General features: G+C 62.8%; 20 protein-coding genes. 15 read left to right on the plus strand and 5 right to left on the minus strand.

All coding sequences use genetic code 11. The annotated features are described in order from the left end of the window. The first annotated feature begins 261 nt into the window (after positions 1-261). The 7 genes from CQ020_RS18295 (at position 262) to CQ020_RS18325 (ending at position 5,375) form a co-directional block, all read left to right on the plus strand. Positions 262-1,158 carry a MurR/RpiR family transcriptional regulator gene (locus CQ020_RS18295; RefSeq protein ID WP_258142073.1) on the plus strand — a complete coding sequence of 299 codons (897 nt, stop codon included), beginning with the start codon at positions 262-264 and terminating at the stop codon, positions 1,156-1,158. 53 nt (positions 1,159-1,211) lie between these two features. Next, a complete protein-coding gene (locus CQ020_RS18300; protein ID WP_105693143.1) occupies positions 1,212-1,766 on the plus strand; it encodes a GNAT family N-acetyltransferase in 555 nt (184 codons plus the stop codon). A 53-nt stretch (positions 1,767-1,819) separates the two neighbouring features. Then, entirely contained in the window at positions 1,820-2,272 is a 453-nt protein-coding gene (locus CQ020_RS18305; protein ID WP_105693144.1) for a hypothetical protein, read from the plus strand. After that, positions 2,269-2,946: a hypothetical protein gene (locus tag CQ020_RS18310; RefSeq protein WP_105693145.1), complete on the plus strand. Its 678-nt coding sequence runs from the start codon at positions 2,269-2,271 to the stop codon at positions 2,944-2,946. Before CQ020_RS18305 ends, CQ020_RS18310 begins: the two co-directional genes overlap by 4 nt. A gap of 112 nt (positions 2,947-3,058) precedes the next feature. Beyond that, a complete protein-coding gene (gene ppk2, locus CQ020_RS18315; protein ID WP_024818732.1) occupies positions 3,059-4,003 on the plus strand; it encodes a polyphosphate kinase 2 in 945 nt (314 codons plus the stop codon). Positions 4,004-4,122: 119 nt separating this feature from the next. Next, the gene (locus tag CQ020_RS18320) at positions 4,123-4,650 is read left to right on the plus strand and encodes an RNA polymerase sigma factor (RefSeq protein WP_105693146.1); all 528 of its coding nucleotides are present in this window, start codon (positions 4,123-4,125) and stop codon (positions 4,648-4,650) included. After that, positions 4,647-5,375 carry a hypothetical protein gene (locus tag CQ020_RS18325; protein ID WP_105693147.1) on the plus strand — a complete coding sequence of 243 codons (729 nt, stop codon included), beginning with the start codon at positions 4,647-4,649 and terminating at the stop codon, positions 5,373-5,375. The genes CQ020_RS18320 and CQ020_RS18325 overlap by 4 nt, the downstream gene beginning before the upstream one ends. A gap of 53 nt (positions 5,376-5,428) precedes the next feature. Here CQ020_RS18325 and treS read toward each other — a convergent pair whose 3' ends face one another. Then, positions 5,429-7,723, minus strand: coding sequence for a maltose alpha-D-glucosyltransferase (gene treS / locus CQ020_RS18330; RefSeq protein ID WP_105693148.1), 2,295 nt, complete (start codon positions 7,721-7,723; stop codon positions 5,429-5,431). A 233-nt stretch (positions 7,724-7,956) separates the two neighbouring features. Here treS and CQ020_RS18335 point away from each other — a divergent pair, with 233 nt between their 5' ends. The 3 genes from CQ020_RS18335 (at position 7,957) to CQ020_RS18345 (ending at position 11,261) form a co-directional block, all read left to right on the plus strand. Then, positions 7,957-8,937, plus strand: a complete 981-nt coding sequence (locus tag CQ020_RS18335) for an NAD(P)-dependent oxidoreductase (protein WP_105693149.1) — start codon at positions 7,957-7,959, stop codon at positions 8,935-8,937. A gap of 66 nt (positions 8,938-9,003) precedes the next feature. Then, the gene (locus CQ020_RS18340; RefSeq protein ID WP_105693150.1) at positions 9,004-10,308 is read left to right on the plus strand and encodes an LssY C-terminal domain-containing protein; all 1,305 of its coding nucleotides are present in this window, start codon (positions 9,004-9,006) and stop codon (positions 10,306-10,308) included. A 164-nt stretch (positions 10,309-10,472) separates the two neighbouring features. After that, positions 10,473-11,261, plus strand: coding sequence for a polyprenol monophosphomannose synthase (locus tag CQ020_RS18345; RefSeq protein ID WP_258142074.1), 789 nt, complete (start codon positions 10,473-10,475; stop codon positions 11,259-11,261). 227 nt (positions 11,262-11,488) lie between these two features. On the opposite strand, the gene CQ020_RS18350 is transcribed toward CQ020_RS18345, so the two are convergent. The 3 genes from CQ020_RS18350 to CQ020_RS18360 are packed head-to-tail and all read right to left on the minus strand — an operon-like array spanning position 11,489 to position 13,663. Further along, complete coding sequence (locus tag CQ020_RS18350) at positions 11,489-11,893, minus strand: RidA family protein (protein WP_105693151.1); 405 nt, start codon at positions 11,891-11,893, stop codon at positions 11,489-11,491. Then, a complete protein-coding gene (locus tag CQ020_RS18355; protein ID WP_081765948.1) occupies positions 11,890-12,696 on the minus strand; it encodes an IclR family transcriptional regulator in 807 nt (268 codons plus the stop codon). The genes CQ020_RS18350 and CQ020_RS18355 overlap by 4 nt, the downstream gene beginning before the upstream one ends. Further along, positions 12,656-13,663 (minus strand): sugar kinase, encoded by a 1,008-nt coding sequence (locus CQ020_RS18360; protein ID WP_105693152.1) that lies wholly within the window; start codon positions 13,661-13,663, stop codon positions 12,656-12,658. Before CQ020_RS18360 ends, CQ020_RS18355 begins: the two co-directional genes overlap by 41 nt. Before the next feature lie 178 nt (positions 13,664-13,841). Between CQ020_RS18360 and CQ020_RS18365 the strand changes: the two genes are divergently transcribed. Genes CQ020_RS18365 through CQ020_RS18380 form a run of 4 tightly spaced genes read left to right on the plus strand, consistent with a single transcriptional unit; the run spans position 13,842 to position 18,898 of the window. After that, entirely contained in the window at positions 13,842-15,152 is a 1,311-nt protein-coding gene (locus tag CQ020_RS18365) for an alanine racemase (RefSeq protein ID WP_105693153.1), read from the plus strand. A gap of 10 nt (positions 15,153-15,162) precedes the next feature. Further along, positions 15,163-16,851, plus strand: coding sequence for an amidohydrolase family protein (locus CQ020_RS18370; RefSeq protein WP_105693154.1), 1,689 nt, complete (start codon positions 15,163-15,165; stop codon positions 16,849-16,851). Continuing rightward, positions 16,848-17,483 (plus strand): bifunctional 4-hydroxy-2-oxoglutarate aldolase/2-dehydro-3-deoxy-phosphogluconate aldolase, encoded by a 636-nt coding sequence (locus CQ020_RS18375; protein WP_105693155.1) that lies wholly within the window; start codon positions 16,848-16,850, stop codon positions 17,481-17,483. The genes CQ020_RS18370 and CQ020_RS18375 overlap by 4 nt, the downstream gene beginning before the upstream one ends. A 23-nt stretch (positions 17,484-17,506) precedes the next feature. Further along, entirely contained in the window at positions 17,507-18,898 is a 1,392-nt protein-coding gene (locus CQ020_RS18380) for a GntP family permease (RefSeq protein WP_024818721.1), read from the plus strand. Between the two features lie 403 nt (positions 18,899-19,301). Here CQ020_RS18380 and CQ020_RS18385 read toward each other — a convergent pair whose 3' ends face one another. Beyond that, positions 19,302-19,808: a universal stress protein gene (locus tag CQ020_RS18385; protein WP_105693156.1), complete on the minus strand. Its 507-nt coding sequence runs from the start codon at positions 19,806-19,808 to the stop codon at positions 19,302-19,304. A gap of 135 nt (positions 19,809-19,943) precedes the next feature. On the opposite strand from CQ020_RS18385, the gene CQ020_RS18390 reads away from it, so the two are divergent. Next, complete coding sequence (locus CQ020_RS18390) at positions 19,944-20,144, plus strand: hypothetical protein (protein WP_024818719.1); 201 nt, start codon at positions 19,944-19,946, stop codon at positions 20,142-20,144. The last annotated feature ends 2 nt before the right edge of the window (positions 20,145-20,146 follow it).

Genomic DNA, 20,146 nt, shown 5'->3' on the forward strand with positions numbered 1-20,146 from the left:
GGGGCAAAGGGGGCCACGACGGCGGCAGCGGCCGCCAGCCCCGATGCATGGAGCAGTTTCCTACGGTCGAGTGCCATGAAAAAGCCTTTCAATGGGGGCGAGCAAGCGTGACAACTTTTGTGATTTTCCTTACACCGACCGTATTCGTATGCCCGCACTGCGTCAATGACTTACCTTCAGGAGTGGACTTGTGTAACTTAATGACAAGGCATTGATGGTGCCCTGAATCGGCTGTGGGCCAATGGGAGGAACACTATGGAAATGCCGGGAAGCGCGCAGTTGTCACGCACCGTCTTGTTGCGCATACGCTCCGTCCTGCCAGCCCTGCGACCCTCGGAACGCGCCGTGGCTGACTTGGTCCTGTCTGATCCTTCGCGTGCTGCGTCCATGTCAATCGGCGACCTCGCTGAGGAATGCGGAACGTCCACCACCTCGGTGGTCCGGTTCTACAAGAAGGTGGGCTACGGCGGCTATGCTGCTCTCCGCCTGGACCTAGCCCGCGAAACTGCGCGCGAGAGCGCGGCTCACGACGTGCCTGCGGAAGTTTATGAGGACATCAACACAGCGGATTCGCTGGAAGACATCGTGTCCAAGATTGCGTTCAACGAGACCATGTCGATCGCCGATACCGCCCAAGTGCTGGATGTGGAACAGTTGGCCCGGGCAGTCAGTGCGGTGTCCGGTTCCCGGAAGACCGACATCTTCGGCGTGGGAGCGGGCGGCTTGGTGGGACAGGACATGCAGCAGAAATTGCACCGGATAGGCCTCACTTCTTTCAGCTGGTGTGACCCGCATGCCGCCTCGGCTTCCGCCGCCCTCCAGGATGCCGACGGCGTTGCTGTCGCCATCTCGCACTCGGGGGCCACCCTGGACACCATCGATTTCCTGAAAACTGCGAAATCTGCCGGGGCCACCACGATCGCCATCACCAACCATGCTGATTCGCCATTGGGCAGGGCGGCCGGCATTGTGTTGAGTACGGCCGCCCGCGAGACTCCTTTCCGGCCGGGGGCCATGGGTAGCCGGATAGCGCAGATGATGATTGTGGACTGCCTCTTTGTGGGAGTCGCCCAGCATTCCCATGACGCCTCCATTGCCGCACTCCAGAAGACGCACGCAGCTGTGCAGGATAGGAAACTGTGGCGGGCGAATCCGTAAACCCGGCAAACCCTTGTGCCTGACGGGATAGCGCTCTCGGGTAGGGTCGGTCCATGTTTACCCTCGTCGCTCCTCACGCCTCCTACCACCAGTCGTTTCTCGACTCCCACCGTGAGTGGGCCGGTGCCCACCAGGATGGTGCCGCCGTCTTCCTGGCGGACGATGTAACCAGCGCCGAGGCTTTTGCGGATTGGGTAGGCAAACTGTTGGACGCTGAAAATGCACCCGAGAAGAACGGTATTGTTCCGTGCACCTTCCGGTGGATAACGGAGGGCTCACGTTATGTGGGTGCCATCGCATTCCGTCATCATCTGACTCCGGCCCTCCTGAACTCCGGTGGGCACATTGGTTACGGAGTCCGGCCCTCCCAGCGCGGGAGAGGGGCGGCTTCCTGGGCGTTGCGGGAACTCTGCAGTCAGGTGGCCGCTCAGGGGGAATTGGATCGCGTTCTGCTGACGTGTGATGACAACAATGCTGCATCGGCTAAGACGATAGAGCGTTGTGGCGGGCTGCTCGAGGATGTGCGGACGGGCGATGATGGGACCGCTTTCCGCCGTTACTGGATTGACGTCCGGGCGGTCGCCCTCCGGGCAGCCCACGCAGATTAGATTTGTCACCCCAGGGTTGACACTTGGGTGCATCCCGGCGCACTATGGGATGCATGAGCAGTCAACCCCGGGGTGACAACCCCGTCGTCGCCGATCCACAGTGGCAGCAGGTCCTTACACACCGGGCTGCGGATGATGGCTCGCGGGATGCCGCAGCCGCTAGATTTACCGAACGCGGCATCACCCCGGAGCAGGTCAGCGCCGTCATTGCCGATTGCGGGGACGCCCTCTATTCAGCTGCAGCGGGGGGCAAATCGGGCTGGGCAGAGCCGTTCGGTGGCCCCCTCGCCGTCGCACTCCTCGCAGCCGAAGTCAGCATTTTCGCAGCGCATTTGAACTCAAGGGCGTCCGGAGTCAGATCAGCCGCCGTCGCCGGGCTCCTGGACGAATACAGCGCGGTGACCGTAGCCAGCGAGCTCGGTGTGGCGCGCCAGAAGGTCTACGAAATCGCCAGAGCGGGTCTTCGCCCGCCATACATCGAGCAGGTCCCGTGGAGGGCGTCATGAATCCCATCGAAGAAAAGGTCCAGTTACCGGACCCGGAAACCCAGTTCCTTGTCCACCCCGTAGACCTCCCCGGAGCCCGCAAGGAATTCCTGACGGGCTGGTGGCTTGGCATTGTTGCCACCCCGCAGGTCTACACGGCACTTCTGGCATTCCTTTGGGCGGTCAGCAACAACTACGTCACGCCCATCCTGGTCCCGCTGGTCCTGGTGGTGATTGCGGGGTGGATCAGTTCCAAGCTGACCCGTGGCGCTTGGGACTACATTCCCCGGAAGCGCCATGACAAGGACCGGCGGATGACGTTGATGACCATCGCTGCCTCGCTCATCACTTCGCTTGCACTCTTCGTAGGTCTGCTGACCTTCATGGTGTGGGCCGCATCCCAGGACTTCGTACCGGGCTTCAGTGCTTATCCGCTGGGAATGGGCGCGGCTATCGTCGTGATCATGGCCGTAGAGCTGGTGGTCAAACTGGTGCGGTACAGGTCAGTTGACGTGGCTTCCGATGCCATCAGCCTGGTTGTTGTGGCCGGTGCTGTTGGGCTCGGGTTCGGAATACTCCCCGCCGGCCGCGCACTCGCGCCCGTTGACCTGTTGCCCGGCGCCGCGATACTTCTGGGGGTCTGGTTGAGCTGGCTGCTCTTCCGGCAGGTGGAGGCCCGCCGCAACCACGGCTAGCCCTCAGTTTGTCCGTTCATGTTCCCGTCACCAAGCACTGTTAGGCTGCCGCGCACTACCGCAGACGGCGGACGCCCGCAGGCCGCGCACACTCACAGACCAGGAGCACCGCATGACGGAGGCAAGCCCATCGAGCCCAACAGGGACCTCACTGGACGATTGGTGGGTCAGGGACAACCTGCGTGAAACCATCGACCATTTGGTGGAGTTGGGCTACACCATCAGCGGAGGGCAAGGGGAAGACCCGGACCTGATCGATCCCGGCGGATCCGCGGTGGAAACGTGGAACGAGGATTATCCCTACGAGCGGCGGATGACCCGCGATGAGTACGAGATTGAGAAGTATCGGCTGCAGATCGAGCTGTTGAAGTTCCAATACTGGGGCCAGGACCTCGGGCTCAAGCACGTGATTGTTTTTGAGGGACGCGACGCCGCTGGCAAAGGTGGCACCATCAAACGCTTCACCGAGCACCTGGATCCACGTTCTGCCCGAACGGTGGCACTCGCCAAACCCTCGGATCGCGAGCAGGGCCAGTGGTACTTCCAGCGCTACATCCAGCACCTTCCCACCGCAGGTGAGATCGTCATGTTCGACCGCTCCTGGTACAACCGCGCCAACGTTGAACGCGTGATGGGGTTCTGCACTGACGACGAGTACGACACCTTCATGGGCCAGGCCCCGGTGTTCGAAAAGATGCTGGTGGACGCAGGCATCCACGTCACCAAGTTCTGGTTCTCCGTGACCCGTCAGGAGCAGCGAACCCGCTTCGCCATCCGCCAGATCGACCCCGTCCGTCGCTGGAAACTCTCGCCCATGGACCTGGCATCGCTGGATCGATGGGACGAGTACACGGACGCGAAGGAGCGGACATTCCTGTACACGGACTCCGATCACGCGCCGTGGATCACCATCAAGTCCAACGACAAGAAGCGCGCCCGCATCAATGCCATGCGCCACTTCCTCAACCAGTTCGACTATGCGGACAAGGACACCGAAGTTGTCTACGACGCCGATCCGCTCATCCTCCGCCGCGGCCGCGACGCCGTAGGCGACTAACCCTCAGCGATTTACGCCAAAGCTCGACGTCGGCACTCACCGTGGGTGCCGACGTCGAGCTTTCCGGGTCTTTTCTGAAAGTTGGTGACATTTTCCTGGCTGCCGGACATTAACTGGTTATGAGGGTGCAAACGGAGCAGGGGGAACGCGTGGAGTCGGTCAGGCAAAAGCAATTCCTGGCAGCCCACGCGGCGTGCCACGACAAGGTGTACCGCTACTTCCGGCGGCGAACGGAGGGTGTGTCCACGGCCGAGGACCTCACCGCGGAAGTGTTCCGGATCGCGTGGGAAAAGTGCCGGCAGGGCCAGGAACTGCCTGTGCTGATGGTGTTCGGCATCGCCCGGAATGTTCTCCGGAACCACTACCGTTCAACCATCCGTTCCCGGAACCTTACGCAGCAGTTGGAGCGGCAGCGGACAGCTGACTTGGGAACCAACGACGGCGTGGTGACGGAAGCGCTGGGCCGGCTCAAGCCTGAGGAGCGCGAGATCCTCCTCCTGACCTACTGGGACGGATTCACCTCGGCTGAGGTCTCGGACCTGCTCAACGTCACGGCCTCGGCCGTCAGGATGCGCCTGCACAGAGCAAGGAAGCAACTCAGCGAGCTCCTTCGGCCGGAACAAACCACAGAGGATGTGCAGCGATGAAGAGGAAAGAAACGCCCGGCATGGATCGCCTGATCGCGGCAGACCCGGCCCTGAAGGTGACCGAAGGTGAGCTGGCACGTAGCCGGCAGAAGAGCCTGGCAGTCATGGACACTGACGCCGAGCACATCACCGTAGGTGGGTCAGTCACGGATTTTCATCAACAGCCTGCGCGTCGCCGTGTGCGGTTGACGGCAGGAATCGGGTTGCTGGCCGCGGCAGCTGCAGCAGTAGTTGCCGGGGTAGTGGTGACGTCCTCCATGATCACTCCACCGGCGGACCAAGCGGCGCCCGCTGTCACACAGCCAGATGCCGCGCCCCAAACTGGCTCCCCGGGCGGACTGCCTCCCGTACTAACAGGCTCCCCGACGCCCACGGTGGAAGCCGACATCGTCACGGGCCGCGCAGGTAAGTTGGCCGTTTCCACAGCCGAGATCGACCGTCTCATCTCTGATGGCATTCACGCGCGACCGGATGTTCTCCGGGTCCTGAAACTTGAAGCGGACAAGGACGGCTGCATCGGCAACGGCTTCCTGTTTCCCACTGGCACCAAAGTCTCGGACACCGGCCTGGTGATGCCTGACGGAACAGTCTTCAGCATGGGAGATGTCATCTCGTTTGGGGGTCTCGACGTTGATTCGAGAGAAGTCGGACAATGCGCAGAGGGCCGCCGGCTCATCTACATGGAAGAGGTGCGGGCTTACTCCGGGGAGCCATTTCCGGAGTGAATAACGCCAAAGCGCGACGTCGGCACTCACCGTAAGTGCCGACGTCGTGCCTTCTATTCCGTGACTTCGTCCTCCACCACCGGGTCCTTCAGCAGCAGTGCCGTGCCTTGGAAGGCGGGCAGTTCGAGGAAGAAGCTGCACAGGTCATCAACTTGGGCCACTTCTTCTTCACCGGAGAACAAATCATGGACGGTAGCGCCCGGCACAAGGTGCGGGGACTGGATGCTGCCGGCGATGTCCTGGTCCGAGAAGTTCAAGACCGTGACTTGCAGCGCTCCATCTGCGAGCTGATTGACCAGCACCAGCAGCCCACGGTTGGAGACGTCGGGCACATCCAGCAGCGTGCTGGTGGCGATCCCCGATTCTTCCCGCACTGTGAGAATTTGCTGGAGGCGCCGGGCATAGGAATTCGGGTCCTTCAGCTGATCGGGCAGCGGACCGTAGAGACTCCTGGCGCGGGGCATGCCGGCCAAGGAGGTTTTGGCATCGGGGCTGGTCCCCATGAGATCGTGGGCACCACGGTTGATCCAGCGGGTGTCACCCTGCGAGGTGAGCTCGCTGACCGTCTCGCGGTCAATGGCGGTGATGCCCGTGAGGTCCCAGCCGGAAAGCGCGAAGACCCCTGGCTGCAGCGCGTTGTACATGGACAACAGCACGTGGGCGTCCAGCACCTGTGCTTCCTGCTCCTTGGTGATGGCATCCGGATCCTTGATGCCCAGGGCGGCCATGATGAAGCTGACCGTGGTGCAGGCGATCCCGTTGGTGGTGAAGACCGCGTTGTAGGGCCCGTTCTCACCCGTGAGCCGCTCCCGCATGGTGTTCTGGACCTTCTCGGCCACCTCTGCGCCGGTGAGCTCCTCGCCGGCAAGCTCAAAGACATCGTCCCTGTGCCCCGCCGCGAAGTGGAGCAGTTCATAGGTCAGCTCATCGTGGTTCTGGAGGGCATGAACCAACGATGCCTGGTCCACACCGATCTCCTTGGAAAGCCGCAGAGTGAGGCGCAGGAACTCGGTATCTCCGATGACCAGGGCGTAGTGATAAGCGGGCCTGGTGATGAAGTCGTAGGACAGGTCCGGGCCGGCCTCTGACTGGGTCTTGATGTCATCGATGGTGAGGTTGAGTTCCTGGAAGGAGAAGCCGCCCACCTTGCGGATCATGGAACCAATCAGTTGGTTGGCAGCCTCGGACAACGGGTGGCCCTCGGACCAGCCCGGTTCTTCCTCGGCGCTCTTCTCCACGCCCAGGAATCCGTTGGCGTCGAGCCGGAGCGCTCCGGTTCCAAGGTCCAGCAATGAGTGCAGGGCGTCGCCAACCACCAGGCGCATGCCGGCGAAGGTGGGGTCCAGCCAGTTGATGGAAGGCTGACCGGCCTTGAAGTAGTGGAGGTACACCCAACGGCGTTTCTTGCCCGTGGTGTCGATGATGGGCTTGGTGGCGCTCCAGTTGGTTTCCTTGACGCCGGGCTCGTAGAAGATGACCCGCTGCAGGCGCCCGATGATGTAACCGGCCTTTTGCAGCTCTTCCTCAGCCGCCGGGCTGATGTTCACCGAGTCCTGGCCCTCGGGGACGTCCGGCAGCAAGTGCCAGTCCTCCTCCGGGATGTCCACCATGTGATAGATGCCCGGGTAGTCCCGGAAGTTCATTTCGGCGAGACGGAAGTCCGCTCCCTTGCCGGTGTGCCCCGGGACGATGTCGTCAATGACGGTGCCGCCGTGTTCATTGGCCACCTCGCACATTTGGCGGAACTCTTCCTCGGTACCGAAGGCAGGATCGATCGCCATGCTGATCCGGTCAAAGTGCCCGTCCACGCTGGGCGTCTGCGACCATCCGCGGATGCCGCCAGCCAGTTTGACCGGACCGGTGTGCAGCCCGCGGATACCGATTTGGCTGAACGCGTCCCAGAGAGCGGGATCGCCGAGCGCTGAAAGGAAGGACTGGCCGTCCTTGGTGATGAAGGACAGTGGGTAAGCCGTGAACCAGACGGGTGCACGCTCAACCGCTGCACGCGGGTTGGGCCTGGCATACGAGTTCTGCCACATGCTGGCCTGCCCGGACAGTTGCCGGGCCATGGTGTTGGCGTCACCCAGCATGGACTGGTTCCGGAGCCAGTCCACATAGGTGGAGTTCAGGCCATCGAACTCCAAAGAGGGCCGGGCGGCAAAGAACTGCCGACGCCGGGCGATCGGCCGCAGTGCCTTGGGCCGGGCCGGATAGAACTGTTCATCAAACGTGATTTCCGCCGGTTCGCTTGCGGTTTCATCGGGCGTTTCCTGTGGCGTCTCCTCCGCGAGATCTTCCGGAGTTTCGCTGATTTCTGACACGCTCTCGTTGACTGCAGGCTCCCGCACAGTTTTCTCCTTTACGTGGTCGCCGCGTCAACGCCGACCTTCCGAGGGGGTCGTTCAAGAGGTCACGTAACCGGGCTTACCCGGACTATTCATGCTAGTCGGGGGAGCCTGCCGTTTGTCTAACCCGGAACAAGTAAGTCTCGTTATTATGTGCTGGGTTGACGTTGGGGGCCCGGGGCCTACCGGTAGGTACAGAACACTCATTACGGTGACTGGTGAAGATCGGAAGACACATGAAAATTGTTGTTATCGGCGGAAGCGGCCATATTGGCTCATTCCTCGTTCCCAGGCTTATACGAGGCGGACACGAGGTCATCAACATCAGCCGGGGAAGCAGCCCGCCGTATGCTGACGTCCCTGAATGGCAGCAGGTCCGCCAGGTCACCGCGGACCGCGAACACGAGGAACGCGCGGGAATCTTTGGCGACCGGGTAGCGGGACTGGGTGCCGACGTCGTTGTTGACCTCATATGCTTCACGCTCGAGTCGGCCACGGTGCTGGTGGACCGGCTGCGCGGTGAGACGGGGCATCTGCTGCACTGCGGGTCGATCTGGCGTTATGGTCCCAGTCGAAAGTTGCCCATCTCAGAGGGGTCGGACTCCGCCGCCGCTGCTGAGCCCTCTGATGACTATGGGATCCGGAAGCGGGACATCGCCCGGATGCTCAAGGAGGAGACTGTCTCAGGCGGCTTGGCCACAACATCCATCCACCCCGGACACATCGTGGGGCCCGGATGGTTGCCGATCGGGCCGCTGGGCAACCTGGATCCGGGAGTGTGGCACACGATTGCCTCAGGGCGGCCGCTCCAGGTTCCCGGAAGCGGCACCGAGTTGATGCACCATGTGCACGCCGACGACGTCGCGCAGGCCTTCGAGAAAGCCATCCTCAACCGCGATGCTGCAGCCGGGGAGGACTTCAACATTGTTGCGCCGACTGCCCTGACGGTTCGCGGCTACGTGAGCATAGCGTCGTCCTGGTTCGGGCAGGAGCCCCGCATGAAAACCGTGACCTGGGAGGATTTCCGCCGGACCACCACCGCAGAGTTTGCCGATTCCAGCTGGGCGCATCTCTCCCGCAACCACTGCATGAGCATCCAGAAGGCCGCCTCCCTCATCGGGTACGCGCCCGGATATGAACCCGAGCAGGCGGTCCGCGAGTCCTTACAATGGCTTATCAGCAACGGGCAGCTTCACCTGCCAAAGCTGCTGACCTAAGCCGGCAAAACCATGTACCAAGTACCGCGGAAGCCCGAAGCTTAGGGAGCCACAAGGGGGGGTAAGGTGCCGAACAAAGACGTCACAGACAGCCGGCTCGACCACGGCTTCTTCATCCTGGGCGGAGCAGCTGCGGTGTGGCTGGCGTTCCTGCTGGTGGGGGAGAGCTTTCACCTGGGGTGGGGGCAGCTGTGGTTTTCTATAGTGTTCTGGGCCTTCCTCGCGTATCTGCTGTTGCCCAGGCTGCACCGGATCCTGACCACCATTTACGTTCCGGGATACTTCATTGGCCGCGCCCGGACCAGTGACGGCCTGTTGGGTGACCCCGTCAATGTCGCGTTGCTGGGGACCGAACCCAAGATTCACGCGATCATGCGGGCCGCCGGATGGACCATGGCCGACGACGTCACTTTCGCCAGCAGCAGGCGCATCATCAGCTCCACCATCTTCCGGCAAAGCTACACGGAGGCACCGGTGAGCCCCCTGTACCTTTTCGATCGGCAGCAGGATTTCGCCTACCAGCAAGAGGTCAACAACACCCCCGGCAAACGCCACCACGTCCGCTTCTGGCGTTGCCCCGAGGGCTGGCTTCTCCCGGGCGGCCACAAAGTGGATTGGCTCGCGGCAGGCACCTACGACCGCAGCGTCGGCTTCTCTCTCTTCACCCTTCAGATCACGCACAAAATTGAGCAGAACACTGACGTGGAACGGGACCACATCGTTTCGACAGTTTCGGCCGCTGAGCCGGCCGTCTCGGTCCAGGTCATCGAGGATTTCTCCACGGGATATCACACGCGCAACGGCGGCGGTGACTCCATTTCCACCGACGGCGACCTGCCGATCGTCGACGCACGCCGCGTCCAAGTCCCCTCGGATCAGCCGCCCGGCCGGACGGATAGCAGGGACCGGCGGCCCGCTCCCATCATCATGGGCGCCGCACTGGTTGTGGCGAGGGCGGTGGCGGCACTGGTACTTGCCATCACGTTGTTCACCTCCGGCGGTGAAATATCCGGACTCACCGTGGATTACGCCACCTCAGACCCGGAAAGCACGACGGCGGCCATCGCCTTGATAGCGGCCGTGGTCCTGGTGTTCGGGCTGGGTGAAGTTTTCCTGGCCTGGCGCATTTTCCTGGGCAGCAACGGAGCCCGCGTGATTGCCATGGGACTGAGTTCCATCTCCATCCTGGTTCAGGCAATCGACTACGCCACCGGCAGCGCAAATATCACCCTCGAAGCGGGCCTCTCCGGTCTGGCCACCGACATCCTGGTGCTCTTGGCCCTGTCCAGCCAACGGGCCCGGGTGTACGCCAAGCGGCAGCGTGTCCCGGCGGTCCCGGCGTCGGTTGTTGGCCGGCGCGTCGCTTCCTGACCTTCTTTGAGCGCTGCTCCCCGGCGACACGCCGGTCTTCGCGGCGTGTTGGGGTGGTCTTAGCTTCAAAGTGGGTGGTGACCGTACATGGGTCCTCGGCTCCCGGGCCCGTGCTTCGCCTTTTATATTGCAGCCGCCGGATCAATAGACTTACTGGGCCAACCATGTGTGCAAACCAGCACCACGCTTGGGCTACATACGAAACCGAATTGGGGACTTACGTTTTGACTGCTGAATATCCGAAAATCACCGTTGTTGTGCCTACTTACAATGAGCGGGAAAACTTGCCCGTTCTTGTTGCCCAGCTCCGCTCACTGGGAATGCAGAATCTCAACGTGCTGGTTGTGGATGACAATTCGCCGGATGGCACCGGTGCAGTTGCTGACAAGCTGGCAGAAGAATCCGGCGGAACGGTATCGGTTCTCCACAGGAAAGAGAAGGATGGGCTCGGCCGGGCATATGTGGCAGGCATGACCCGTGCTCTAGCCGAAGGTTCCGACGTTGTCATCCAAATGGACGCAGACCTGTCACACCCTGTCTCGGCCATCCCCCCGATGTTGAATCTTCTCCGCAATTCCGACACCGCTCTGGTCATCGGCTCCCGGTATGTTGCAGGCGGTTCCACCGCTGAAGAATGGCCGTGGCATCGCAAGGCGCTCTCAGCTTGGGCCAACTTTTATGTAGGCACGATCTTGGGTTTGAAGGTCAAAGATGCAACGGCGGGTTTCAAGGCGTGGACGGCTTCTGCGTTGAAGAAGATTGACGTCGCGTCAGTTCGAAGTGACGGGTACTCGTTCCAGGTTGAGATGAATTACCGGGCAGCCCGGCAAGGCCTGAAAATCGCTGAGGTACCCATCCACTTTGAAGAACGCGTGGAAGGGGCTTCCAAAATGAATCTCCGTGAACAGTTGGAGTCCGCGCTCACGCCATGGAAGCTGCGTTTTCAAAAGTAGGGCGTGCCGCCACCACCAAAGTTTGAGCCCGAAGAAGCGGCGACACGCCGGCCTTCGCGGCGTGTTGCCCTGTTGGGAGAATCAAAGTGGGTGGTGGCGGCACATGGACCGGAGGCCAACCACCCCTTAAGGCTCGACGGCGGCACCTAAGGTGAGTGCCGCCGTCGAGCTTTCCCCGTGGACTGTGAGAGAGGGATCGCTTGAAGCCCGTGGGAGGTGAGAGAGGGTTAGGCAGTGACTGCCAGGGCGTCGATCTCCACCAGCATGACCTCGTGCGGGAGGTCCACGAACACGGTGGTTCGGCTGGGCAGCTGACCGCTGGGCACGTTTTCGCGGATGAACTCGCCGTAGACGTCGTTCATTGCGGCGAAGTCGTCGCGGGTGGTGAGGTAGACGCGGAACATGAGGACGTCTTCAACGGAGGAGCCGCCGGCTTCGAGGATGGCCTTGACGTTTTCCAGGGTGCGGCGGGTCTGGACGCGGACGTCGCCCTCGCCGATGTACTGGTTGGTGGCGGGGTCCATGGGGCCCTGGCCGGAGACCTGGAACATGCCGCCCTTCTTGATGCCCTGCGAGAATACGTGCGCCGGGGCGGGGGCGTTGTCGGTCAGTACTACGGTCTTTTCACTCATGCTGAGTTCCTTTCGTGGCTGATCCAGCCGAGGTCGTTGGAGACAGCCTCGGTGCTGGCTTTGAGGTCGGGCAGCAGCTCGAGCAAGCCTTCATAGCTGAGCATCACTACCGGTACCGAACAAGAGGCTGCGGCTACAACGGCGCCGCTGGCGTCGCGGATGGGGGCCGCGATGCAGTGCACGAACGCTTCGTGCTCGGCGTTGTCGTGAGCCCAGCCCTGTTCCTTGACCTGTTCCAGTTCGGCCAGGAGGGCCTCTGGTGAGGTCAGGGTGTTCTCGGTAACTTTCACGTAGTCCAGCCCCGCGGCGATCTTTTCCTGCCGGCTGCGCGGCATATCGGCGAGGAGGACTTTGGACACAGCGGCCGAGTGCAGCGATGCTGTCAGGCCGATGCGCGAGTACATGCGGACGGGGTGGTGCGATTCGAATTTGTCGATGTACACCACCTCATTCCCTTCAAAGGCGGCGAGGTGCACGGTGTGTCCCGTGCGGCCGTTGAGTTCGGCCAGATGCGGGTGCGCCACTTTGCGGATGTCCCGCTGTTCCAGGGCCAGCGAGGACAGTTCAAAGAGCTTGGAACCGAGCATGAAGCGCTGATCTTCGTCGCGGACCACGAAGCGTTTTTCCTCCATGGCGTGCAGCAGCCGCATCACGGTGGTTTTGTGGACGGCGGCCTTGGAAGCCAGCTCGTCCAGGGTTGCGGGTTTGGCGGCGAGTTCGCCGAGCAGGTCGATGGCCCGCATGAGGCTTTGGCTCACGGTGTCACGCTCCGGTTCTGGTGTTGAATTGTCCGTCTTCAACATGGATAGCAGCCCAAACGTCATCCGAAGAATCGAGGATGGCTGCAAGCTCGGCGGCGTGGGGCAGCGGACCGCGATCACCGTGGACCGTCAGGGTGCACGCCGCAGCAACATGCCCGCGGCGGAGGCTCTCTTTTTGGCCGAGTCCGAACAACATGCCACTGAGGTACCCGGCAGCGAATGAGTCACCCGCACCAACGGGCTCGACGACGGCGACGGACAGCGCGGGCACTTCTTCCCGGATGCCGCTCCGGTCCAAAGAGATGGCGCTGATTGCCTCGTTCTTGATGACCAGCACCTGCGGATCGGGCATCATGCGGCGGAGTTCGGCTTCGTCGGTGGTGCCGAAGGCGTGTTCGGCTTCGTCTTTTCCAACAAGCACGACGTCGGCCATGTTCGCCAGCCGCTGCAGCACGGATCGGTCCTGGCCTGCCCAGAGAGCTTCACGCCAGTTGACGTCGAAGCTGATGGTCCTGCCGTTTCTTGGCTCCGTCAGGATGGCTTCCAGCAGTGAAAGGCACTCGGGGGAGAGTGCGGCGGTGATCCCACTCAAGTGGATCAGTGCAGCGTTTTCCAGCAAGGAGGAAACGGCGGGATTGGACAGTGTGCCGGGACCCATGGCTGACGCCGCGGATCCTTGCCGGTAGTACAAAACCGAGCTGCCGCCGTCGGGGTCTGAGTCCTGGGCCGGGACCTTCACGTAGAGGCCGGTGGGCAGGGAGTGGTCCACCTCGACGCCGGAGGTGCCTACTCCGTGATCCTGAAGCTCGTGGAGGATGCGGGTGCCGAATCCGTCGTGGCCAACCCGGCTGACCCAGTGGGTGTCCAAGCCCATGGCTGCGAGGCCCATGGCGACGTTGGATTCAGCGCCGCCGATCCCGAAGTGAAGCTCGTTTGCCAGGTGCAGGGGGACGGCGTGGGCAGGGGTAAGCATGGCCATGGTTTCGCCCACGCATACAGCTGAAAGCATCGTTCTCCCACTAGTTCGTGCGCTTCGCAGCGGCCTTGACTCTCGATCCGCCACCATGTTAGACATATCACCAGCAGGTTTGCAACCAGCGTTGCAAAATACGCAACGCAAGCAGAGCTCACCCAACAACCCCACAACGCAGCTTCAACAACGCAGCACCGCGAAGGGAACCAAACGCGTGAACATTTCCGAAGCCATCTCGGCATCTGCCGTGGCGGGCCTGGCTGAACGCCGTCTCGACTGGCGCCACAAAGCGATGCCCGCATCCGCGAACGGGACCACCCACGCGGACTTCCTCGCCGCCAAACACACGTTGGCCGACCTCCAGACGCCGCTGCTCACCCTCGACGCCGCCGCGCTCCGGGCCAATGCTGATCGTTTGGCTGAATGGTGCGATCGCCACGGCGTCCTCCTCGCCCCGCACGGCAAGACCACCATGTCTCCCCAACTCTGGACCGAGCAGCTCAACCGGGGCGCCTGGGGCATCACGCTGGCCAACTTCGCACAGCTCCGCGTGGCCCGTGAGTTCGGTGTGCGGAACCTCCAACTGGCCAACAGCCTCACCGATCCGCACGCAATCCAGTGGGTTGCTAGTCAGCCCGCGGACACCACCATCCTGTCCTGGATCGACTCCCTGGGAACCGTGGACGTCATCAACCAGACCCTCACCGGCAGCGATGCCGTCCTGGACGTCCTGGTGGAACTTGGAGCCCACGGTGGCCGGACCGGCGCGCGCGGCGTGGACGCTGCCTTGGACGTGGCCCGTGCTATTTCTGCCTCGCCGAACCTGCGCTTGGTGGGCGTCAGCGGTTATGAAGGCTCGCTCGCGCACACAGCGGACGACGCCGGACTGGCCGCCGTCCGGGGCTACCTTGCCCAGATGGGACTGCTTCACGAGGGTTTGCTTGCCGAAGGGTTGTACGGCTCCAGCGAGGTGATCCTCACAGCCGGGGGAAGCGCCTACTTTGACGACGTTGTCTCAGTTCTGTCGCCGTACATCAGCAGCGGCTCGGGCTACCGCGTGGATCTCATGATCCGCAGCGGCGCCTACATCATCCACGACGACGGCTTCTACCGCGGAATCTCGCCGTTCTCCCGTGAAGGCGACCAGCCTTTCACCGCAGGGATGCACGGCTGGGCGCGCGTTGTTTCGCAGACCGAACCCGGCCTGGCCATCCTCGACGCCGGCAAACGAGACCTCCCCTTCGACGAAGGGTTGCCCGAACCACAGTTCATCGGCCCGGTGTTGGGAGGAGCCATGACGCCCCTGATTGGCGCAGAAATCATCTCGGTCAATGACCAACACAGCTTCATGACGTACGACTCCAACACCACCATCGTCCGGCCCGGCGACGTGGTCCGGCTGGGCCTGTCCCACCCCTGCACCGCGTTCGACAAATGGACCGTCATCCCGGTCCTCGCCGGCGGTGCGTCTGCCGAAGCTACCGGCGACCATACCGTCGTCGACCTCATCCATACCTTCTTCTAGGATCCCCGCCATGAAGACCCTCATCAGCAACGCCACCCTGGTGGACGGAACCGGGGCGGACCGCCGCCGCGCGGACGTCCTGCTGGACGGCGCAGTGATTGCCGCCATCGCCGACGCCGGAACTCTCGCCGGAACGCTCGACGCCGGAACGCTCACCGCAGCGGAAACCGGCACTGACCGCGTCATCGATGCCACCGGCCTGGTCCTGAGCCCCGGATTCATCGACATGCACGCACATTCGGACCTGCAACTGCTGGTGAACAGGGACCACTACGCCAAGCTCAGCCAAGGCGTCACCACGGAATTACTGGGCCAGGACGGCCTGTCCTACGCGCCCGTGGACGATGCCACGCTGGCTGGTGTCCGGGAGAAGATCGCCGGCTGGAACGACAATCCGGCCGAGTTTGACTGGAACTGGCGGACCGTGGGGGAGTACCTCGACCGCCTGGACAGGTTTGAAGAAAGCAACGGGGAACAGGACGGAGGCCGCATCGCCACCAACGCCGCCTACCTGGTACCTCAAGGAACTGTCCGGGCCATGGTGATGGGATTCGCCGAAGGCGACCCCACGCCCGGGCAACAGCAGCAGATGCAGGATGTCATCCGTACGGCGATGGAGGAGGGGGCCGTGGGAATGTCCTCGGGCCTGACCTACACGCCGGGCATGTACGCACGGACCGAGGAACTCGCCGGGCTCTGCCGGACCGTGGGCGAACTGGGTGGCTTCTACGCGCCGCATCACCGCTCCTACGGCAAAGGTGCGCTCGCAGCCTACGCCGAGATGATCGGGCTGAGCCGCGACACGGCATGCGCACTGCATCTGTCCCACGCCACCATGAACTTCGCGGAGAACAAGGGCCGCGCCGGGGAACTGCTGGACCTGATCGATGAAGCCTTGGACCAAGGTGTGGACATCACCCTGGACACCTACCCTTACCTCCCGGGAGCCACCACGCTCTCGGCGATCCTGCCCAGCTGGGCTTCGTCCGGCGGAACCGAGGCCACGCTGGCTCGCCTGGCAGACCCGGAAACCCGCGCGCGCATCCAAGAATCCGTGGAGGTCTACGGCTCCGACGGCTGCCACGGCGTGGTTGCCGAGTGGGACACCCTGGAAATCAGCGGCGTCCAGAACCCGGCGCTCGCAGGCCACGTGGGCAAGACCGTTAGGGACATCGCTGCGGAGACCAAGCAGGAACCCTTCGATGTCTTCGCGCAGATCCTCACGGATGACCGCCTCGGCACTGGAATCCTGCAGCACGTGGGTCACGAGGAAAACGTCCAGGCCATCATGAAGCACCGCACCCACACCGGCGGCAGCGACGGGCTTCTGGTCGGCGCCAAGCCACACCCCCGTGCCTGGGGAACGTTCCCGCGCTACCTCGGCCACTACTCACGGGACCTCGGACTGCTCAGCCTCGAGGAAACGGTCCACCACCTCAGCGGCCGCCCCGCCGCAAGACTCAAGCTCCACAAGAGGGGACTGGTCCGCGAAGGCTACGCGGCCGACGTCGTGCTCTTCGATCCCGTAACCATTCGCGACGAAGCCACTTTTGAGAATCCCCGCCAAGCCGCCAGCGGCATCCAATACGTGTTTGTCAACGGCACGGCAGCGATCGACGGCGGCAAACCCACCGGCGCCCGTGCCGGCCGCGCCCTCCGCAGACACCACGACGGCCTCACCCGAGAAGGACAGCAATGACCCCCGAACAATTCCTCCAGCAGCTCGAAGCCGACCGCACCCTGGCCGTGGTCCGCGCGCCGTCCATCACCGACGCCGCGGACCTTTGCCGGGCACTGGCCGACGGCGGCATCCGCAGCGTGGAACTCACGTTCACCACCCCGGATGTGCTCAAGCACGTCAAGCGCGCGGCGGAGACAGCCGCGGAGCATGGTGCCGCCGTCGGAATCGGAACCGTGATGACCGCCGACCAAGCCCGCGCAGCCATCGACGCCGGTGCGCAGTTCCTGGTGACGCCCGGCCTCCGCCCGGAAGTTGCCGCCGTCGCGGTCGCCGCCGGAGTTCCCTTCAGCCTCGGTGCCATGACTCCCACCGAGGTGGCGCAGGCCCTGGACCTGGGGTCCGCCGCCGTCAAGATTTTCCCCGCCCGGCAGCTCGGCCCGGCGTACCTGAAGGACTTGCAGGGCCCGTATCCGGGCATCCGCTTGCTGCCTTCGGGAGGCATCGACGCCTCCAACGCCAAGAGCTACCTCGACGCCGGTGCTGCCGCAGTTTGCTGCGGCACCAGCGTGGTCCCGCCCGCAGCAGTTGCCGCAGGTGACTGGGCAGACATCGCGGCACGTGCCGCCGCCTTCACCGGCACCCTCAAGTAGGACTCACCCAGAAAGAAACGCCCATGAATGAATTTCTTGAATGGCTGCGGCACGATACCGCCGGCCTGCTCCTCCTGGCAGGTGCCGGCATTGCCCTGCTGCTGTTCCTGATCATCAAGGTCAAGCTCGAACCGTTCATCGCCCTGGTGGGAACCGGTGTGATCGTGGCCCTGGTGGGAGGGATCTCCGTGGAAGCCCTGGTGGGCTCAGCCACCAAGAGCAGCGACGCCCTCATTGAAAAAGGCTTCGCGGGCATCCTTGGCCACATCACGGTGATCATCGGCCTCGGCACTGTCCTCGGTGCCATCCTGGAACGTTCCGGCGGTGCGGAAGTGCTCCTCGGAAGGCTGGTGAAGATCTTCGGCGAAAAGGGCACCCCGCTTGCCATGGGTATCACCGGCTTTGTGCTGGGTATCCCGGTGTTCTTCGACATCGGCATCTTCGTCCTGGCGCCGTTGGTCTACGTTGCCGCGATCCGTGGCGGCAAGTCGTTGGCCCTGTACGCCCTGCCGCTGCTGGCTGGTCTCTCCGTGACGCACGCGTTCCTTCCGCCGCACCCCGGCCCCGTTGCTGCGGCCGGACTGTTCGGTGTGGACCTCGGGTGGATCATCCTCATGGGCCTCATCTGCGGCATCCCCGCTTGGTTCGCTTCGGGCATCCTGTGGGGCACGTACATTGGCAAGCGCGTGATGGTTTCCGTGCCGGAGGACCGGATCGTTCCGGAATCTGATCAGGCCAAGGGCAACGAGCCGTCCATCGGGTTGGTCCTGCTGGCCATTGGCTTGCCCATGATCCTCATCCTCGGCGGCACCTTCGGCAACATCTTTGCCCCTGCAGGCACGTTCCGCGACATCCTCCAGTTCTTCGGCAACCCCGCAATTGCTCTGACAGTTGCTGTGCTCCTGGCCATGTGGCTCCTGGGAACCCGTCGCGGAATGACCTCCGCCGAACTCAGCGAAATCACGGGCTCTTCGTTACGACCTGTGGGCATGATCCTGCTGGTTGTTGGTGCCGGTGCGTTCTTCGGTGCGGTCCTTTCCGCCACCGGTGTTGGCAAGGCCGTAGCGGATTCACTGTCCCAGGCAGGGCTTCCCATCATCCTCTCCGCATTCGTGATCAGTGCCGGCATGCGCATCGCCCAGGGCTCGGCCACGGTGGCCATTGTGACAACTGGCGGCATCCTGGCACCCAGCCTCGCCTCCGGGTACTCGCAGCCACAGCTCGCATTGATTGTGGTGGCCATTTCCTCCGGCTCCATCATCGCCAGCCACGTGAACGACGGCGGATTCTGGATCATCTCCAAGTACTTCAACATGTCAGTCAAGGACACCCTGAAGACGTGGACCGTGCTGGAAACTGTGCTCTCCATTGTGGGCTTCGGGATGGCAGCGCTGCTGTACACGTTCGTCCGGTGAGGTCCTGACAGGTGACCGGCTGACGTGGTGAGCCGCTGACAGGTGACCGGCGCCGCCCAACCCGGGTGCCGGCTGACTTGGTGATCCGCTGACAGGTGAGCCTGCGCTGCCCAACCCGGGCGCCGGCGTCGTGCGCTTCTCGCTAGCCGTACCGCCACCACCCACTATGAAATCGAAACGGCCCCGACACGCCTTGCTCAAGGTGTGTCGGGGCCGTTCTCGCGTCAAAGAAGGTGCTGGCGGCACTCTTCAAAGCGTCGCTTAAATAAAAGAGCTCCGGAGTGCGTTATTGGGGGATACGCACTCCGGAGCGGCCTTTGAGCAGGGGCTTTCGCCGTCCTGCAGTAATCACTCTACGTGCCGTGAGACGCCTTTGCCACCACCTCGAATAAGTACTTTCGCTTTAGTTTCTATGGGCGGCGTCGTGCCTCTTCTTTTGGGGCACAATCAGCACCGGACGCCGCTGGTGGTGACTCAGCCAAGCCGCCACCGAGCCGTTCAGGGCTTCAGAAATACGGTGCCCCAGGCCAGGCTCCGGCGACCCCACAATGATCATCGAGGCGTCGATGTCAGAGGCCAGGCGGCCCAGCGCCCGGGCAGGATCACCGGCCAGCAAGCGTAATGTCCAATCGGCGGTGCCGCCATCCATGGTCTCAGCGATGGCCTTGCCCAGATCATCCCGGACAGCAGCGACGTCCTCGTCATCCTTTTCGGGATGCAGGGACATCCGGTGCGTTTCACGCGAAGGGTCCCATTCCACGAGGTAGCTCGCCTCGTCCACATAAGCACAAACCAGCGGCACGCCCAGTTGTTCGGCCAAGGTCCGGGCAGTCTGCAGGACCTCCACATGCTGGTCCGGAAGCACTCCGACAACCAAGGGAATCCGTCCGCTGAAACCTTCCGCAGCCATACCCCTATTGTTGCTCTGCGGCGTGTCCTTGAACAGCATGTTCGGGGCATCTGACACGGATCAAGCAGACGGCCGTGGACCCTTGTAGAGATACCCATCCCGGCCTACCGTTAATCCGAAGAAAGGCGGTCCGCGATGGAAATCTATATGTGGTGGCTGGACCTGCACCTGGACAGCAAAGAGTGGCTGCGCGAAAACCTGCGGGCCGATGAACTGCCCCTGCAGGTATTGCAGCATATTGCCGAAGCCGGCGGACCCCACCCGGATAAGGTCAGCGGAGTTTTGACCATTGAGGATTGGGACTTCATCGAAACGCAGTCGGAGTTTGTGGACTGACG

Origin of the sequence: Arthrobacter sp. MYb23 (genome assembly GCF_002979775.1) — a bacterium.
Taxonomy (GTDB): Bacteria; Actinomycetota; Actinomycetes; order Actinomycetales; family Micrococcaceae; genus Arthrobacter.

Excerpts from the sequence above, each read along its gene's own strand:
- CQ020_RS18360 (WP_105693152.1), bottom strand. The coding sequence starts at position 13,663 with ATGCTTTCAGCTGTATGCGTGGGCGAAACCATGGCCATGCTTACCCCT.
- CQ020_RS18345 (WP_258142074.1), top strand. The coding sequence starts at position 10,473 with ATGTGTGCAAACCAGCACCACGCTTGGGCTACATACGAAACCGAATTG.
- CQ020_RS18355 (WP_081765948.1), bottom strand. The coding sequence starts at position 12,696 with ATGTTGAAGACGGACAATTCAACACCAGAACCGGAGCGTGACACCGTG.
- CQ020_RS18300 (WP_105693143.1), top strand. The coding sequence starts at position 1,212 with ATGTTTACCCTCGTCGCTCCTCACGCCTCCTACCACCAGTCGTTTCTC.
- CQ020_RS18310 (WP_105693145.1), top strand. The coding sequence starts at position 2,269 with ATGAATCCCATCGAAGAAAAGGTCCAGTTACCGGACCCGGAAACCCAG.
- CQ020_RS18370 (WP_105693154.1), top strand. The coding sequence starts at position 15,163 with ATGAAGACCCTCATCAGCAACGCCACCCTGGTGGACGGAACCGGGGCG.
- CQ020_RS18335 (WP_105693149.1), top strand. The coding sequence starts at position 7,957 with ATGAAAATTGTTGTTATCGGCGGAAGCGGCCATATTGGCTCATTCCTC.
- CQ020_RS18295 (WP_258142073.1), top strand. The coding sequence starts at position 262 with ATGCCGGGAAGCGCGCAGTTGTCACGCACCGTCTTGTTGCGCATACGC.
- CQ020_RS18390 (WP_024818719.1), top strand. The coding sequence starts at position 19,944 with ATGGAAATCTATATGTGGTGGCTGGACCTGCACCTGGACAGCAAAGAG.
- CQ020_RS18350 (WP_105693151.1), bottom strand. The coding sequence starts at position 11,893 with ATGAGTGAAAAGACCGTAGTACTGACCGACAACGCCCCCGCCCCGGCG.
- CQ020_RS18325 (WP_105693147.1), top strand. The coding sequence starts at position 4,647 with ATGAAGAGGAAAGAAACGCCCGGCATGGATCGCCTGATCGCGGCAGAC.
- ppk2 (WP_024818732.1), top strand. The coding sequence starts at position 3,059 with ATGACGGAGGCAAGCCCATCGAGCCCAACAGGGACCTCACTGGACGAT.
- CQ020_RS18380 (WP_024818721.1), top strand. The coding sequence starts at position 17,507 with ATGAATGAATTTCTTGAATGGCTGCGGCACGATACCGCCGGCCTGCTC.
- CQ020_RS18375 (WP_105693155.1), top strand. The coding sequence starts at position 16,848 with ATGACCCCCGAACAATTCCTCCAGCAGCTCGAAGCCGACCGCACCCTG.
- CQ020_RS18320 (WP_105693146.1), top strand. The coding sequence starts at position 4,123 with ATGAGGGTGCAAACGGAGCAGGGGGAACGCGTGGAGTCGGTCAGGCAA.
- CQ020_RS18385 (WP_105693156.1), bottom strand. The coding sequence starts at position 19,808 with ATGGCTGCGGAAGGTTTCAGCGGACGGATTCCCTTGGTTGTCGGAGTG.
- CQ020_RS18305 (WP_105693144.1), top strand. The coding sequence starts at position 1,820 with ATGAGCAGTCAACCCCGGGGTGACAACCCCGTCGTCGCCGATCCACAG.